The organism is Flexivirga sp. (assembly GCF_035551235.1).
Lineage (GTDB): Bacteria > Actinomycetota > Actinomycetes > Actinomycetales > Dermatophilaceae > Flexivirga.
The window spans coordinates 1-14,674 of sequence record NZ_DASZNO010000054.1; the positions used below are offsets into that span (position 1 = coordinate 1).

A 14,674-nucleotide genomic window follows, 5' to 3' on the forward strand; every position below is an offset into this window, starting at 1 on the left:
GCCACATGGGCGGGGGCCTTCTTTCGCGAGGGCCGCTACTTCGTCTTCGGCGGCGGGCCGGTCTGCTTGGGCGGAGCCGTCTTGGTCGGTGGCGGCTGCGTCGTCACGGGCGGCTGTGTCGTCTTCGGCGGCTGCGTCGTCGTCGTCGTTGTGGGCGGCGGGACGTAGGCGCGCGTCGTTGCCGGCGGTGGGACGTAGGCCTGTGTTGTCGAGGTGGCCGGCGGCGGGTAGAACGTCGGCGGATTCGAGGTCGTGGTCTTGTCGCTCGTCTTGGGCGACGGCGAGTCCTTCGGCGTCGTGCCATCCGGCTTCATGAAGTGCTTGATGGGCTGGCCCTTGAGGGCCTGATCCATGATGCCCTTCCAGATCGGTGCGGCCAGGTCACCGGCGAAGACGTAGCCCTTGTAGAAGTGGCCCGCCAGCGTGATGTCCTTCATGTACTTCGGGGCCTCGTGATGACCCACCCACACCGCGGTCGCGATCTGCGGCGTGTAGCCGACGAACCAGATGTTGGCGGAGCCGTCCTCGGTACCGGTCTTGCCGGCTGCTTGCCGGTCACCCGCCAGCAGGATGTCGCCATGCGTCGTACCCTTCGGATCGGTGAGCACCGATTCGAAGATCTTGGAGGTCTCTGCAGCGACCTTCTTGCTGATGAGGCGCTTGCACTTGGTGCCGGACAGCTTGAGCTTCTTGCCGCTGCCGTCCTTGATCGCCACCACCGGATGCGGCGGGCAGTACATGCCGCCCGACGCCACGGTCGCGTAGGCATTGGCCAGGTCGACCGGCGTGACGTTCGAGGTGCCGAGTGTGATCGACGCCGGGCTGGCCGAGATGGTGCTGCCCACCCCGTCCTTGACGCCGAACTTCGTCGTCGTCTTCATGACGTTGCAGGCACCGAGCTTGCTCACCATGGTCGCGAAGATGGTGTTGACCGACTGGGCGGTGGCGTCGGTGATCGACCAGTCCTGGCCCGCCTGCGGGTAGGGCTTGTCGTTCGGGAGCACCCACTTCTCGCCGCGGCCGAGACCGCACTGGCCCGGGAAGTCTTCGTGGGTGAACGCGTGCGCCGGCGCACCCGCCTTCGACTGGGCGTTGTAGACCGGCACCTGGATCTTCTTCTCCGGGGACCAGCCGTGCTCGAGCGCGGTGATGACGGCGAAGATCTTCGCGGTCGAACCGTAGGCGTAACCGCGACCGGACACGGTGAAGTCCGAAGCGCTCTTGCCGTTGCCGCCGGCGTTGGAGTACGTGGTGTTCTGACCACTGGCGAGCACCAGGCCGGTGCCGGGCTGAACGATGACGCCCGCGGAGTCGATCCCCTCCTTGTTCCCCTGCGGCACCTTCTGACGGACCTGCTTGTCGATGATGTTCGCCATCTTGGGGCTGAAACTGGTCTGGATCGTCAGGCCACCGCTCTCCAGGGTCGCCATCCGCTCCTTCGGGTTCTTCCCGAGCGAGGGCTGGGTCTGCAGCCAGTCGATGACGTAGTAGCAGAAGTAGGCGTACTTGGAGTTGGCGCAGCTGTTGGACTGCAGCGGGTGCGGGTTGAGCTTGAGCTTGGTGTTCTGGGCCGAGATCATCTGCGCCCGGGTGATCATCTTCTGCTGGTACATCTTCGACAGCACGACGTTGCGGCGCGCGGTCGCGCCCGCCGCGTTGGTGAACGGGTCCAGGTTGCCCGGCTCGTTGACGATGCCCGCGAGCAGCGCCGACTGCGGCAGGTTCAGCTGCGAGGCGTGGACGCCGAAGTACTGCCGCGCAGCGGCCTCCACGCCATACGCCTGACCGCCGTAGTAGACGAGGTTGAGGTAGCCGTCGAGGATCTGGTCCTTGGTGTACTTCTGCTCCAGCGACACGGCGTACTTGAGTTGCTGGATCTTGCGGACGTAGCCCTCCATGCCGGTACGGCTGACGGCCTTCTGCGCCTGGGCGGTGTTGCCGCTGTTGATCGCTTCGTTCTGTATGGCGATCTTGACGTACTGCTGCGTGAGCGTCGACGCGCCCTGCGTGCCGTTGCTGAAGACGTTGGAGCCGATGGCGCGGAAGAGTCCCCTGGAGTCGAGTGCACCGTGGTGGTAGAAGCGTTCGTCCTCGATCGCGACCTGCGCGTGCTTCATGCTCTTGGAGATCTTGCTGAACGGCACGACGATGCGGTTCTGGTTGAACGGGGTCGCGAGGACCGAACCGTCGGAGGCAAGGATGCGCGACTGCTGCGCCAGCGGGTTCATCGCGAACGAGCCGGGCATGTCGTTGAAGAGCTTCACACCACCGTTCGTCGCCTGGCCGGCAGCACCGATCGCCGGCAGGAAGAGGCACGCGACGATCAGCCCCATCGCGACGGCTGTGGCGACGAAGGCGCCGAGCAGACTGAAGACAGTGCCGAGGCGGGACGCAACACGCATGGTGGGCAGCGTAACCGGCGAAACTGTCATCGGCCGCATCCGGCGGCTCGGCATGATAGACGAATCGGCAAAGTCGCACGTATAGTGCGAAAGGACTATTTGGAAATAGTTCCCCGAGGATCTGGCGGTCGACGCCAAGGGTCAATACCGTGACCCAAGACACCCGCGGGGGGCGTGCACCAAAGATTTCCAAACCGGGGCGGGGAAGGCCGAGAGCGAGAACATGACTGCTGTGATGCCTGAGAAGGCGACCTGGGATGAGAATTGGGCGGCGCGCGCCGTGTGCCGGACGGGGTCAGCTCCGGACGAGCTCTTCGCCAAGGGGGCTGCGCAGCAGTCCGCCAAGGTGATCTGCCAGCGGTGCCCGGTCGTTGCCGAGTGTTTGGCCGACGCCCTCGACAACCGCACCGAGTACGGCGTGTGGGGTGGTATGACGGAGCGCGAGCGTCGCGCCCTGTTGCGTCGCCGGCCGGACGTGCCGTCGTGGGCGCAGCTTTTCAAGCAGGCCCGCGCCGACGAAGCCAACCAGTAGGGATCGGCGGGGTTTCCAGACGCTCGTTCCTCGCTCCTCGACCACCTTGGTAGGGGTCAGTCGGCCAGCTGTTCGCCGATGGCGCGCAGTTGTTCGACGTCGTTGACGTCCTCGGCAGAGGCTGCGACGACAACCTGCGGGATCGTCGGGTGTGCCGCGGTGAAGCGGCCGATGGCTGCTTCCTGGCGCCCCGCTTGTGCAGCCCGCTCGGCGTGCAGGCGCAACAATCCCGCGGTGTCCTCCGGCTGCCAACCGGATCCCGTGCGTGTTTCCAGGCCGTCCGCTTCGTCCGCGGCCGCTTCGGCGCGGCCCTCCCGCAGCGACGGCACATGGGTCTGCTCCACCCGATTGACGACGAGACCGGCGAGCGGCATACGTTCCGACGCCAGCCGGCCGGCGAAGAACGACGCCTCGCGCAGCGCGTCCCGCTCCGGTGTCGCGACCACGACGAACGCCGTCGCCGCGTCGCTGAGCAGCGCATAGGTTTCGTCGGCACGCTCGCGGAAACCGCCGAACATCGAGTCGAGCGCCGCGACGAAGGTCTGCGCATCGCGCAGCAGCTGCCCACCCAACACCTTGGACATCACCGCGGTCATCGTGTTGACGCCGACCGACATGACCTTCAGGTAGGCGCGGCCGCCGGCCTTGGCCGGTGACATCAGCAGCCGGATGAACTTGCCGTCCAGGAACGACCCGAGCCGCTTCGGTGCGTCGAGGAAGTCCAGCGCCGAACGCGACGGCGGGGTGTCCACCACGATCAGATCCCAGCGCGCATCATCGCCGGACTGCTCGGCGTGCAGCTGACCCAGGCGCTCCATCGCCATGTATTCCTGCGTGCCCGCGAACGAGCTCGAAACCGCCTGGTAGAAGGGGTTTTCCAGGATCTGCTGCGCCTTGTCCGGCGTGGAGTGCCGCAGCACCAGCTCGTCGAAGGTGCGCTTCATGTCCAGCATCATCGCGTCCAGCGAGCCGCCCGCGGATGTGTCGATCGCCTCCACCGGCGCCGGCTCGTTGTCCAGGTGCTCCAGCCCGAGCGCCTGCGCGAGCCGCTTGGCCGGATCGATCGTCAGCACCGCGACCGTGCGCCCCTGCTCCGCAGCCCGGATGGCGATCGCCGCCGCCGTCGTGGTCTTGCCGACGCCGCCGGACCCGCAGCACACGATGGTGCGGACGGTCTCGTCCTTCAGCAGCGCGTCGATGTCGAGGGTGGGTGTCTGCGTCATGACTTTGTCGCGCCTCTTTCCCTCACTCCGGGCCTCACTTCGTTCGTGTCCTCGTTCGGGTCGGAGCTCATACCGGAGCCACCTGCTCGGTGAGCGCCGCGGTCAGCTCGAGCAGTCCGCCGGCGTCCATGCCGCCGGGCACCAGCGGCAGGTGGTAGGTCGGCAGGTCGAGGTCCTGCAGGGTATGGCGCTCGCGCTCCTGCAGGGCCAGCCGCTGGGTCAGGTCGAGGCCCGTCTGGGTCAGGCCGCGCACCATACGCGGCCCGACCCGCAGGCCGAGGGCGGTGAGGTCGGCGGACAACGGTTCGTCATCGAAGTCGTCGGCGGCGAGCAACTCGAGCGTGTGATCGCTGACAGGGGGAGCGACCTCCTGATTGATCACGACCGCACCGAGCGGCAACGACAGGGAACGCAGCTCGGCCACTGCTTCGACGGTCTCCTGCACCGGCATCTCCTCCAGTAGCGCTACAACGTGCACCGCAGTCTGCGACGACTGCAACATCGCGGTGATCGCGTCGGCCTGGTTCTTCACCGGGCCCATCTTGGCCAGCCCGGACATCGCACTGTTGACGCCCAGGAACTGGCCCACCCGGCCGGTCGGAGGAGCGTCGAGGACGACTGCGTCATACAGCTGATCGCTGCGGGTGCCGCGGCGATGTGGCCGGCGGCGGACGGCCTCGTAGACCTTGCCGATCAGCAGCACGTCCCGCAGGCCGGGCGCGACGGTCGTGGCGAAGTCGATCACGCCGAAGCGTTCGAGCATGCCGCCGGCCATGCCGAGTTTGTAGAACATCTGCAGGTATTCGAGCAGCGCGGCCTTCGGGTCGACCGACAGACCCATCACCTCGCCGCCGCCGGGGCCGGTGGCGACCTGCACCTCGTCGTCCCCCAGGCGTGGCACGTCGAAAACGCCGCTGATGCCCTGGCGGCCCTCGACCTCGACCAGCAGCACGCGCTTGCCGTCGGTCGCCAGCGCCATCGCCAGCGCGGCGGCCACGGTCGTCTTGCCGGTGCCGCCCTTGCCCGTCACCACGTGCAGCCGCACGCCCTCCCAGTCACTGCTGCTCATGCGCTCACGGTAGCGGGGCGCCTCGGGGAGGCGCGTCGTCATACCCCGGAGTGATGCCGGAGGTGATACTCCAGCGGGACGCCGGGCGACGCCTGCTCACCTACGCTGCTCGTATGTCGTTGGTCGAGCCGTGGCGCCAGGACGCCCTGCTCGCCGGGGCGTCGCGTCGGTGGGTGCGCTGGCTGCCGTGGGTCGTGGCGTTCGTTTACTGCGCCGCTTTGATGCCGGTCACGCTCGGCGTGCTGAACGCCGACTACAACCTCAACGCCGGGATCGCCGGCACGCTCGCCGTCATACAGACGGTGCCGTTGCTGTATGCCGTGATCCGCCCGCTGCAGGCCTGGTGCATCGTCTTCGCGGCCGACGTCGTGGGTGCGCTCGCGCTGCTGACCGCCGACACGGCCGGCTACGCGTGGCCGTTCCCTGCGATGGAGATCGTCGGCCTCGTCCTGCTCTGCCTGGCCGTCGGCCTGCGCGAGTCACGCCGGACGCTGGTGCTGGTCTGGGCGACGACGATCGTCGCGGGTGTCGGTCTCACCTTCCTGGCTCCGGACAGCACCAGCAACACGGCCGCGACCGTGATCGTGCTGAGTGCGGTCGCCCTGATCCTGGGCGCCGCGCTCCGCGAGCGGTATGACGCACAGCGCCGCCTCGCCGAGCAGGAGACCATCAGCGAGGCGGAGCGGAGCCGGCGCACCCTGCTGGAGGAACGCGCCCGGATCGCCCGCGAGCTGCACGATGTGGTGGCGCACCACATGTCGATGATCACCGTGCAGGCCGACACGGCCACCTACCGGCTCGAGGGGCTGTCGCCGGAGGTGCAGGAGGAGTTCACGTCCATCGCGACCACCGCCCGCGCGTCGCTGGGGGAGATGCGGCGGCTGCTCGGGGTGCTGCGCAGTGAGGACGCCGACGGCGAGCTCACGCCGCAGCCGGGCCTGGCCGACATCGGCCGGCTCGCGGAGGCCACGACCCGCGCCGGCGTCCCGGTCGACGTCACGACCTGTGAAATCGAGGTGCCGGAGACGGTGGGCCTGTCGGCATACCGGATCGTGCAGGAGGCGCTCGCCAATGTGGTGCGGCACGCACCGGGCGCCCCGACCCGGGTGACGGTGTCGGCGGGCGACGAGAAGGTGCTCGTGCTGGTGGTCAACGGGCCGTCCCCCGAGCCACCCGAGTCACCGCTCGAGGACACGGGCACCGGTCAGGGCCTGGTCGGCATGCGCGAGCGGGTGCGGCTGGTCGGTGGATCCCTCGAGACCGGACCACTGCCGGACGGCGGCTTCCGTGTGGCTGCCGAACTCCCAACGACTGCAAAGGATTTCACGTGACGACGCGCGTCATCATCGTCGACGACCAGGCGATGGTGCGCGCCGGGTTCGCCGCACTGCTCGCTGCCCAGGACGGGATCGAGGTGGTTGGCCAGGCGGCCGACGGCGAGGAGGGCGTCGCGCTGGCGATGCGAACCCACCCCGACGTCGTGCTGATGGATGTCCGGATGCCGAAGCTGGACGGACTCGAGGCGACCCGCCGGATCCTGTCGTCGCCCGCGGTCGCGGACCGGACGAAGGTGCTGATGCTGACCACCTTCGACCTCGACGACTACGTCTACGAGGCGCTGCGGGCGGGCGCCAGCGGGTTCCTGCTGAAGGACGCCCCGCCCGCCGACCTGATCGCAGCGGTCCACGTGATCGCCGCGGGCGACGCGCTGCTCGCGCCGTCGGTGACCCGCCGGCTGATCGCCGACTTCGCCCAGCGTCAGCCCCCGCTCGGTCGGGGCAAGCCCGCACTGCGGCTGAATGCGCTCACCGAGCGCGAGACAGAGGTGCTCACGCTGGTCGCCCGGGGCAGCTCCAACGCCGAGATCGCGCAGGCGCTCTTTGTCGCCGAGCAGACCGTGAAGACCCACGTCAGTCGGGTCTTCACCAAACTCGACCTGCGTGACCGCGCGCAGGCCGTGGTGTTCGCCTACGAGTCGGGACTCGTGACACCGGGCGAGTAGTACTCGGGTAGGGGTCGGCTTTTGGCTCTCCGGTGTGACGCGACGCGCGGAACCTGCTCCATAGCTTTCGGGGCATGACCACTTCACAGACGCTCCACTACCGACTCCACCACGTCGACGAACACACCCTGCTGGCCTGTGACCCGCCCGGCGGCCGGCGCGTGGTCGAGGCGTTCGGCGACGTGGCGCTCGCCGATCACATCGCCGTCATCGTGCCGGGCAACGGCCATCACCTGGGCAACTACTTCACCGACCGTGGTCCGGTCAGCCCGCGCGCACGCGGTGTGCAGGTGCTGCGCGCGATGTCTGCGGCTGCACCCGGCGAGCGGGTCGCCGTCGTGGTCTGGGTGGGCTACCGCACCCCGGCCGGTATGGCGTCAGCATTCTCCAACAGCTACGCCCGGGAGGGAGCCGACGATCTGGCCCGCCTCACCCACTACCTGCCGCGTTCGGCACACCTGACGCTGATCGGGCACAGCTACGGCAGCGCGGTCTGCGGTCTCGCGCTCCCCACGGCACGCGTCGATGACTGCGTCGCATTGGGCAGTGCCGGCATGGGTGCGCGGCGGCGCGACGAACTCGGCGGCTCCGCTCGGCTGTGGGCCGCACAGACCGAGTCCGACTGGATCCGCTTCTTCCCGCACGGCCGGATCGGGCGGCTCGGCCTGGGTCGCCCGCCGCTGCACCCCGCCATACGGGCGACGCGGTTCGGCACCGGCGACATCACCGGGCACTGCGGTTACTACACCGAGGGCAGCGAGTCGTTGCGGAACATCGCGCGCATCGCCACCGGTCGGTATGACGACGTGACTCCGGCTGGCGCGGCTCCGGTGCAGCGTTCGTGCGAAACCGACTCCACCGCAACGACTTCCATGGGGGTGGCGGCATGAGCGCCACCGTGCCCGCGATCCTGTGCGAGGCGGTACGCAAGGGCTTCCGCGGCCGCGGCTCGGCCTCCGGCCCGGCGCTGGACGGCCTCGACCTCGCGGTGGAACCCGGCACGATCCACGGGCTGCTCGGCCCGAACGGAGCGGGCAAGACGACCACCGTACGCATCCTGTCGACACTGCAGCGGCTCGACTCCGGACGCGCCGTCGTCGCCGGCCGTGACGTGACGCGCGACCCCGCCGGGGTGCGTGCCCGGATCGGGGTGGTCGGGCAGTACGCCGCCGTCGACGAGGTGCTGACCGGCCGGCAGAACCTGGTGATGTTCGGTCGCCTGCACCACCTGCGCGCTCGCGCTGCGAAGGCTCGCGCCGACGAGCTGCTCGAGCGCTTCGACCTGCTGGCCGCCGCCGACCGCCCGGTGCGGCACTATTCCGGCGGCATGCGCCGGCGGCTCGACCTGGCGGTCAGCCTGATCCGCAGTGCGCGCGTGCTGTTCCTCGACGAGCCGAGCACGGGTCTCGACCCGCGCAGTCGCGGCGAGGTCTGGGGCGCGGTGCGTGAGCTGGCCGCGTCGGGCACGACCGTGCTGCTCACCACGCAGTACCTCGAGGAGGCCGACCGGCTCTGCTCGCGGATCTCTGTGATGAACCGTGGGCAGGTTGTCGCGGAGGGTTCGCCGGGCGAGCTGAAGGCGCGCGTGGGAGGAACACTCGACGACGCCTTCCTCCACCTCACCGGCCGTGCACTCAGGAGCGTGGCGTGATGACCGCGGTCTCTGCCGAATTGCAGCCAGTGCCAACCCGATTGAGGTGGTTCGCGGCCGACACGTGGGTCGTCGCGCGCCGCCACCTGCAGCGCCTGCTGCACCGGCCGGACGAGTTGCTCGGCACGCTGCTGATCCCCGTGATGGCGGTGCTGATGTTCGGGTTCGTCTTCGGCAACGCGCTCGGTGCGGCGATGACCCTTCCGGGCGCCGAATACCGCGAGTTCCTGCTGCCCGGGCTCTTCGCCCTGACGATGGCGTTCGGGATCGGCAACACGACCATCTCGGTGGCATCCGACATACGAGGCGGCGTCCTGGACCGGATGCGGTCCCTACCGATGTCACCGGCGGCGGTGCTGGCCGGTCGCTCGCTGGCCGACTTGCTCACTGCCGCAGCCGAACTCGCCATCGTGATGGGGCTGGGGACGCTCTTCGGCTGGCAGTGGCACGGCGGGATCGGCGCGGTGCTCGCGGCCTTCGGCCTGCTGGCGTTGCTGCGACTGGCGTTCTCCTGGATCGGCATCCTGCTCGGGCTGCTGGTCAGTGGCCCGGAGGCGGCGATGAAGTACTTCGCGCTGCTCTTCCCGCTGGCGATGGTCGCCGACACCGTCATACCGACCGAGCTGATGCCGGGTTGGCTGTCCGGTGTTGCGCAGTGGAATCCGTTGTCCGCCGCCGTGATTGCGACACGAGGACTCTTCGGCAACCCGGCTGGTCCGGCGACGTCGTGGGTCGCGGAACACGCCGCGGTGCTTGCCGTCGCGTGGCCCGTGGTGATCACGGCAGCCTGTATGCCGCTCGCCCTCACCCGGCTGAGGAGGATCGCGCGATGAGCCTCGCCGTGCTGTTCCTGTTGATCGTGGCGGACGGCGTCATACCCCCTGTGCCGAGTGAGGCGGTGCTGCTCGCACACGTGCCGGCGGCCGCTGCCGGCGGCTGGCCGGCGCTGCTCGGACTGGGTGTGCTCGCTGCGGTGGCCGCCATGCTCGGTGACGCGATCACCTACCTGTTGGGCCGCCGGATCGGCACGAATCGCTTTGCGTGGCAGCGTCGTCCGTGGATCGCCCGCCTGCTCGAGCGGACCGGCGCCGCGCTCGATCGGCAAGGTGTGCCGCTCATCGTGTCGGCCCGCATGTTGCCCGGCTGGCGGGTGGCGATCACCTTCCTGGCGGGCGCGAGCAGGTTGCCGATGCGCCGCTTCCTGGTGGCGAGTGCGCTCGGCTCGACGCTGTGGGCGGCATACCTGATCGGCATCGGGGCGACGGTCGGAGCGCTGACCGGTGCCGGCCCGCTCGTCGTCGCGGCGATCTCGCTGGTGACGATGGTGGTGCTGGGTCAGGTCGTGCGGTGGGTGCGCACGCGTCTTCCGGCCGACCGTCGTCCGAAAAGTACGGGGAAGGCGGCAGATCCGGTCATTTCGGGACGACGGTTGTCAGGAAAGGAGCGCCTCGACCGCAGCCACCGTGTGCCGGAAGTACGCCGAGGCGGGGTCGATCAGCTCGTGATGACCGCAGCCGGCCAGCACCTGCAATGAGACACCCCCACCCGCGGCGGACTGGTAGCTCTCGGACACCTCCACCGGCACGCGGTCGTCGGCCGTTCCGTGCACCAGCCGGACCTCCGTCGGCGGCTGCCCGAGCATCGCGGGGTCGGCGCTGCGCCATACAGCCTCTGGGGCGGAGCCCATCAACGCCGCGGCCGCTCCGTCGCCGAGGCCCATGTCCCGCGTCAGGTGCAGGTCGACGCAACCGGCCAATGACACGACACCGGTGACGGCAACCTCCGGCTGGTAGGAGGCCCAGGTCGCGAGGTGACCGCCCGCGGAATGCCCCACCAGCACGATGTCGTCCGGCAGGTCCGGGTCCGCGGCGACGGCACCGATCGCGGCGAGCAGGTCCGCCGCCATCGTCGGCCAGTCACCCGGGACGCGACGGTATTCGATCGTGGCCACGTGAAAGCCGTGTGCTGCCAATGCATTCGACTGCTGACCGGCATGTGCCCGGTCGTATGCCGGCCGCCAGAACCCGCCATGTATGACGAGCACCGTCGCGCCCCGCGCTTCGCCGGTCGGGTCGCGCACGTCATACAGCTGATCGGGGGAGGCTCCGTAGGAGACGGTGCGGTCTGGTGGCGGCTGCTCGGCGTCGAGGATGGACATCCAGGCGAGCCTACTTGTATGGCGCCCGTGGGCACGGGCTCAGACGATCCCGGCGGACCCGACGGTGTGCTCGAAGATCAGGCTGGTCTCGGTGCTTGCGACCTCTCGCGACTTGCTCAGGCTCTCGACGAAGTTGCGCAGATCCTCGGTCGACGCGGCGGCCACGTGTACCTGAAAGTCATCGACCCCTGCGACGAAGTAGACGTTCAGGACACCCGGGAGCCGCACCAGGCCGGCCGCGTAACGAGGAATCTGCCCACGAGCCGTCGGCTGGAGTCGCACGGCGACGATCGCCTGTATGCCGTAGCCCAGCGCTTCGGGTGCGATGTCGAGCCGGAAACCGCGAATGACACCACGGTCGATCAGCCGCCGCACCCGGAAGTGACACGTCGAAGCGGCGATCCCCACCCGCTTGGCAAGGGCACTGTTCGACAGCCGGGCATCCTCGGACAGCGCTCTGAGCAGCCGACGGTCGATGTCGTCGATTGCTGTGTCGCGCGTCACCTTTCGCGGTCGCACATCCTCCATGACAGGCACGCTATCCGATCGTCGGGTTGGAGGAAATGTGCTCGTTCAGCCTAGTTCTTGAATATCTGAAGTGAGGAGCCCACCTCAGACGTGAGAAGTGCTGAAATGGCCTGCCGTCAGTTGAAAGAAAGAGGTTGGCAATGGTGCTCGAACCCCTTCGGCCTGCCAAGGGCCAGGGCACTCCGCATGTTGTGGTGATCGGTGCTGGGATGGTCGGTCTTGCGACCGCCTGGCATCTGCAGGAGCGCGGCGTGGAGGTGACAGTCGTCGAGCGGTCCGGCGTCGCGGCCGGTAGCTCGTGGGGGAACGCCGGCTGGGTGTCGCCCGGGCTGTGCGTGCCGTTGTCGGATCCGTCGGTGATCAAGTACGGCCTGAAGGCGCTGCTCGACCCCGACTCGCCGCTCTACATCCCGATGAAGCCGGATCCCAAGCTGGCGGCGTTCCTGCTCGGTTTCGCGCGGCGCTGCACACCGGGGCAGTGGAAGCGCACCATGGACAAGTTCGTGCCGGTCAACCGGCAGGCGATCGAAGCGTTCCAGTACCTCGAGGACCACGGGGTGGCGGCGAAGTCGCACGACGCGCCGATCATGGCGGCGTTCCGCCGTGCCGAGGATGCGGCCGGCCTGGAGCACGAGATCAAGCTGATCCGTGAGGCCGGTCTGGAGCTGGAGGCCACCGAGGTCGACAACGCGACCTTGCGCTCCGAGCTGCCGATCGTCAGCCCCGATGTGGAGAAGGCCATCCGGCTGGGCGGGCAGCGCTTCATCGACCCCCCGGCATACGTCAACGCACTCGCCGACGCCGTCGCGCAGCGTGGCGGTCACATGGTCATCGGGTCCAACGCACGTGCGCTGCGGCACGGTCCCGGTGGCGTCACCGTCGAAATGGTCAGCGGAGAGCCGATCTCCGGGGACGCGGTGGTGATCGCCACAGGTGCGTGGCTGCCGGAGCTGGCGAAGGTGTGCGGGGTGAAGGTCCCGGTGCGCGCCGGCCGCGGCTACAGCTTCTCGGTCGGAGTCACCGATCCGGCGAACCGTCCGGTGCCGTGTCCGGTCTACTTCCCGTTCGAGCGGATCGCGTGCACGCCGCTGGGCGACCGGCTGCGGATCGGCGGGACGATGGAGTTCGCCGGCACCGAGGAGCCGCTGCATGTGGAGCGGGTCAACGCGATCGTCAAGAACGGCAAGCCATTGCTGTCCGGTGTCGACTGGGACGACCAGCAGGACACCTGGGTCGGCGGCCGCCCGGTCTCCGTGGACGGCCTGCCGCTGGTCGGACCCACCCGGGTGCCGCGGGTGTTCTCCAACGGGGGACACGGCATGTGGGGCATCACGTTGGGTCCGCTGTCGGGTCAGTTGCTGGCCGAGCAGATGGTCACCGGCGTCACCCCGCCCGAGCTGCTGCCCTTCAGCCCGACGCGTTGAACCATGACGCCATGCCGGCCCGTCCCACGATCGAGCGGCATACAACGGCATTGAGTGGCGTAACGGATGGCCGCATTTCGGTATGCCGCTCGATACGGCAGTACGCCGGTCAATCCGCGGGCGGGCAGATCGTTCCGGCCTGCCGCCATACGCGTGCGGCCTGGGAATAGGGTGACGGCATGACTGCCTGGGAATACGCAACCGTGCCGCTGATCGTCCACGCCACCAAGCAGATCCTCGACCAGTGGGGCGAGGACGGCTGGGAGCTGGTGCAAGTGGTGCCCGGCCCCGACGGCAACAGCCTCGTTGCCTACCTGAAGCGTCCGAAGGAGCAGTGACAGATGTCCGCAGTTGAAGACCGCCTCGCCGAGCTGGGTCTCGAAGTCCCCGAGGTGGCCGCGCCCGTGGCGGCATACGTCCCGGTCGTCCAGGACGGCAACCTCGTCTACACCTCCGGCCAGCTGCCCCTCGTGGGCGGCAAGCTCACAGCCACCGGCAAGGTCGGTGCCGAGGTCACCCCTGAGGATGCCGCCCAGCTCGCCCAGACCTGTGCGCTCAACGCGATCGCCGCCGTGAAGTCGCAGGTCGGCGATCTCGACAAGGTGGTCCGCGTGGTCAAGGTCGTCGGCTTCGTCGCGAGCGACCCGTCGTTCACCGGACAACCGGCTGTCATCAACGGCGCGAGCGAACTGCTGGCCAAGGCATTCGGCGAGCGCGGTGCGCACGCCCGCTCGGCCGTCGGCGTCGCCGCGCTGCCGCTGGACGCACCCGTCGAGGTCGAGATCACCGTCTCCGTCGAGTAGGACGCGATGACCTCGACGCACGAGCTCGAGCTGCCACCCGCGCTGCACGAGCACGCGCGCGAGTGGCTGGCGACGCCCGCCCAGGACCGAACCGTCGCGCCGGCGCGACTCGCGTCAACCGTGCTGTTGGTGCGCGAATCCGGTTCCGGCGTCGAGGTGTTCATGCAGCGACGTGTCTCGTCGATGAAGTTCGCGCCGTCGATGTGGGTCTTCCCCGGCGGTGGGGTCGACGCCCGTGACGAGTCGCCCGGCGTCCCGTGGGCCGGCCCGTCGCCGGCCGAGTGGGCGAGTCTGCTCGGCATACCCGAACCGACCGCGCAGGCGATCGTCAGCGCGGCGGTTCGCGAGGTCTTCGAGGAGTGCGGTGTCCTGCTGGCCGGCACGTCGAGCGACGATGTGGTGCTCGACGTCACCGGCGACGACTGGCAGGCCGACCGGGCCGCGGTGCTCGAACGCCGGCTGCCGTTCGCGTCGCTGCTGGAGCGTCGTGGTCTGGTGCTGCGCTCGGATCTGCTTGCGTTGCAAGACCATTGGATCACCCCCGAGATGCAGCCACGGCGCTACGACACGTGGTTCTTCTCGGCCCGGCTGCCGGAGCGACAGGTCGCCGACGACCGCACCACCGAGGTGGACACTGCTGTATGGCGCCGCCCGTCCGACGTGATCGCGGAGGAGGCATCCGGCCGGGCCCGGATGTTCGCTCCCACGCTCGTGCAACTGCACCGGCTCGCCGGCTGGGCCGACCTCACGCCCGCGACGATCAACCGTGACGGCCTGCGCGCGGTCATGCCCGAGCCGGTCGAGGACGGCGACCGGGTGCTGATCCGGGCCGAGCTGAACGACTGACCCCCTCGCCGAGAGGACACGAAAGCACTGACAGGA

The 14,674-nt window shown here is 68.9% G+C and carries 16 protein-coding genes; 11 read left to right on the top strand and 5 right to left on the bottom strand.

Annotated elements, in window-relative coordinates; all coding sequences use genetic code 11:
- Positions 1–35 precede the first annotated feature (35 nt).
- Positions 36–2,402, bottom strand: a complete 2,367-nt coding sequence (locus tag VG502_RS21065) for a transglycosylase domain-containing protein (RefSeq protein ID WP_325552267.1) — start codon at positions 2,400–2,402, stop codon at positions 36–38.
- A gap of 223 nt (positions 2,403–2,625) precedes the next feature.
- On the opposite strand from VG502_RS21065, the gene VG502_RS21070 reads away from it, so the two are divergent.
- On the top strand, positions 2,626–2,934 hold the full coding sequence (locus tag VG502_RS21070) for a WhiB family transcriptional regulator (protein ID WP_325552268.1): 309 nt from the start codon (positions 2,626–2,628) through the stop codon (positions 2,932–2,934).
- Between the two features lie 56 nt (positions 2,935–2,990).
- Here the strand turns inward: VG502_RS21070 and bagB are convergent, their stop codons facing one another.
- Both bagB and bagA read right to left on the bottom strand, forming a co-directional pair.
- Positions 2,991–4,157 carry an ArsA family ATPase gene (gene bagB / locus VG502_RS21075; protein WP_325552270.1) on the bottom strand — a complete coding sequence of 389 codons (1,167 nt, stop codon included), beginning with the start codon at positions 4,155–4,157 and terminating at the stop codon, positions 2,991–2,993.
- Between the two features lie 67 nt (positions 4,158–4,224).
- Positions 4,225–5,226, bottom strand: a complete 1,002-nt coding sequence (gene bagA, locus VG502_RS21080) for an ATPase BagA (protein WP_325552272.1) — start codon at positions 5,224–5,226, stop codon at positions 4,225–4,227.
- Between the two features lie 113 nt (positions 5,227–5,339).
- Here bagA and VG502_RS21085 point away from each other — a divergent pair, with 113 nt between their 5' ends.
- The 6 genes from VG502_RS21085 to VG502_RS21110 all read left to right on the top strand — a co-directional run bounded on the left by VG502_RS21085 (position 5,340) and on the right by VG502_RS21110 (position 10,413).
- Positions 5,340–6,557, top strand: a complete 1,218-nt coding sequence (locus VG502_RS21085) for a sensor histidine kinase (protein WP_325552273.1) — start codon at positions 5,340–5,342, stop codon at positions 6,555–6,557.
- Entirely contained in the window at positions 6,554–7,228 is a 675-nt protein-coding gene (locus VG502_RS21090) for a response regulator transcription factor (RefSeq protein WP_325552274.1), read from the top strand. The genes VG502_RS21085 and VG502_RS21090 overlap by 4 nt, the downstream gene beginning before the upstream one ends.
- Positions 7,229–7,302: 74 nt before the next feature.
- A complete protein-coding gene (locus VG502_RS21095; protein ID WP_325552275.1) occupies positions 7,303–8,118 on the top strand; it encodes an alpha/beta hydrolase in 816 nt (271 codons plus the stop codon).
- Complete coding sequence (locus VG502_RS21100; protein ID WP_325552277.1) at positions 8,115–8,879, top strand: ABC transporter ATP-binding protein; 765 nt, start codon at positions 8,115–8,117, stop codon at positions 8,877–8,879. The genes VG502_RS21095 and VG502_RS21100 overlap by 4 nt, the downstream gene beginning before the upstream one ends.
- Positions 8,879–9,712: an ABC transporter permease gene (locus VG502_RS21105; protein ID WP_325552279.1), complete on the top strand. Its 834-nt coding sequence runs from the start codon at positions 8,879–8,881 to the stop codon at positions 9,710–9,712. The genes VG502_RS21100 and VG502_RS21105 overlap by 1 nt, the downstream gene beginning before the upstream one ends.
- Positions 9,709–10,413 (top strand): DedA family protein, encoded by a 705-nt coding sequence (locus VG502_RS21110; RefSeq protein WP_325552281.1) that lies wholly within the window; start codon positions 9,709–9,711, stop codon positions 10,411–10,413. The genes VG502_RS21105 and VG502_RS21110 overlap by 4 nt, the downstream gene beginning before the upstream one ends.
- On the opposite strand, the gene VG502_RS21115 is transcribed toward VG502_RS21110, so the two are convergent.
- Positions 10,312–11,037, bottom strand: a complete 726-nt coding sequence (locus VG502_RS21115; protein ID WP_325552283.1) for an alpha/beta hydrolase family protein — start codon at positions 11,035–11,037, stop codon at positions 10,312–10,314. The two genes, VG502_RS21110 and VG502_RS21115, sit on opposite strands and share 102 nt — an antisense overlap.
- A 39-nt stretch (positions 11,038–11,076) precedes the next feature.
- Positions 11,077–11,565, bottom strand: a complete 489-nt coding sequence (locus VG502_RS21120) for an Lrp/AsnC family transcriptional regulator (protein WP_325552285.1) — start codon at positions 11,563–11,565, stop codon at positions 11,077–11,079.
- A 140-nt stretch (positions 11,566–11,705) separates the two neighbouring features.
- Between VG502_RS21120 and VG502_RS21125 the strand changes: the two genes are divergently transcribed.
- The 4 genes from VG502_RS21125 (at position 11,706) to VG502_RS21140 (ending at position 14,638) form a co-directional block, all read left to right on the top strand.
- Positions 11,706–12,989: an NAD(P)/FAD-dependent oxidoreductase gene (locus VG502_RS21125; protein ID WP_325552286.1), complete on the top strand. Its 1,284-nt coding sequence runs from the start codon at positions 11,706–11,708 to the stop codon at positions 12,987–12,989.
- Between the two features lie 179 nt (positions 12,990–13,168).
- Positions 13,169–13,327, top strand: a complete 159-nt coding sequence (locus VG502_RS21130) for a Sp36 family protein (RefSeq protein WP_325552288.1) — start codon at positions 13,169–13,171, stop codon at positions 13,325–13,327.
- A gap of 3 nt (positions 13,328–13,330) precedes the next feature.
- The gene (locus VG502_RS21135; RefSeq protein ID WP_325552289.1) at positions 13,331–13,792 is read left to right on the top strand and encodes a RidA family protein; all 462 of its coding nucleotides are present in this window, start codon (positions 13,331–13,333) and stop codon (positions 13,790–13,792) included.
- Between the two features lie 6 nt (positions 13,793–13,798).
- The gene (locus tag VG502_RS21140; RefSeq protein WP_325552290.1) at positions 13,799–14,638 is read left to right on the top strand and encodes an NUDIX hydrolase; all 840 of its coding nucleotides are present in this window, start codon (positions 13,799–13,801) and stop codon (positions 14,636–14,638) included.
- The last annotated feature ends 36 nt before the right edge of the window (positions 14,639–14,674 follow it).

Excerpts from the sequence above, each read along its gene's own strand:
- bagB (WP_325552270.1), bottom strand. The coding sequence starts at position 4,157 with ATGACGCAGACACCCACCCTCGACATCGACGCGCTGCTGAAGGACGAG.
- VG502_RS21095 (WP_325552275.1), top strand. The coding sequence starts at position 7,303 with ATGACCACTTCACAGACGCTCCACTACCGACTCCACCACGTCGACGAA.
- VG502_RS21110 (WP_325552281.1), top strand. The coding sequence starts at position 9,709 with ATGAGCCTCGCCGTGCTGTTCCTGTTGATCGTGGCGGACGGCGTCATA.
- VG502_RS21115 (WP_325552283.1), bottom strand. The coding sequence starts at position 11,037 with ATGTCCATCCTCGACGCCGAGCAGCCGCCACCAGACCGCACCGTCTCC.
- VG502_RS21125 (WP_325552286.1), top strand. The coding sequence starts at position 11,706 with ATGGTGCTCGAACCCCTTCGGCCTGCCAAGGGCCAGGGCACTCCGCAT.
- VG502_RS21070 (WP_325552268.1), top strand. The coding sequence starts at position 2,626 with ATGACTGCTGTGATGCCTGAGAAGGCGACCTGGGATGAGAATTGGGCG.
- VG502_RS21130 (WP_325552288.1), top strand. The coding sequence starts at position 13,169 with ATGACTGCCTGGGAATACGCAACCGTGCCGCTGATCGTCCACGCCACC.
- VG502_RS21100 (WP_325552277.1), top strand. The coding sequence starts at position 8,115 with ATGAGCGCCACCGTGCCCGCGATCCTGTGCGAGGCGGTACGCAAGGGC.
- VG502_RS21105 (WP_325552279.1), top strand. The coding sequence starts at position 8,879 with ATGACCGCGGTCTCTGCCGAATTGCAGCCAGTGCCAACCCGATTGAGG.
- VG502_RS21120 (WP_325552285.1), bottom strand. The coding sequence starts at position 11,565 with ATGGAGGATGTGCGACCGCGAAAGGTGACGCGCGACACAGCAATCGAC.
- bagA (WP_325552272.1), bottom strand. The coding sequence starts at position 5,226 with ATGAGCAGCAGTGACTGGGAGGGCGTGCGGCTGCACGTGGTGACGGGC.
- VG502_RS21065 (WP_325552267.1), bottom strand. The coding sequence starts at position 2,402 with ATGCGTGTTGCGTCCCGCCTCGGCACTGTCTTCAGTCTGCTCGGCGCC.
- VG502_RS21135 (WP_325552289.1), top strand. The coding sequence starts at position 13,331 with ATGTCCGCAGTTGAAGACCGCCTCGCCGAGCTGGGTCTCGAAGTCCCC.
- VG502_RS21140 (WP_325552290.1), top strand. The coding sequence starts at position 13,799 with ATGACCTCGACGCACGAGCTCGAGCTGCCACCCGCGCTGCACGAGCAC.
- VG502_RS21085 (WP_325552273.1), top strand. The coding sequence starts at position 5,340 with ATGTCGTTGGTCGAGCCGTGGCGCCAGGACGCCCTGCTCGCCGGGGCG.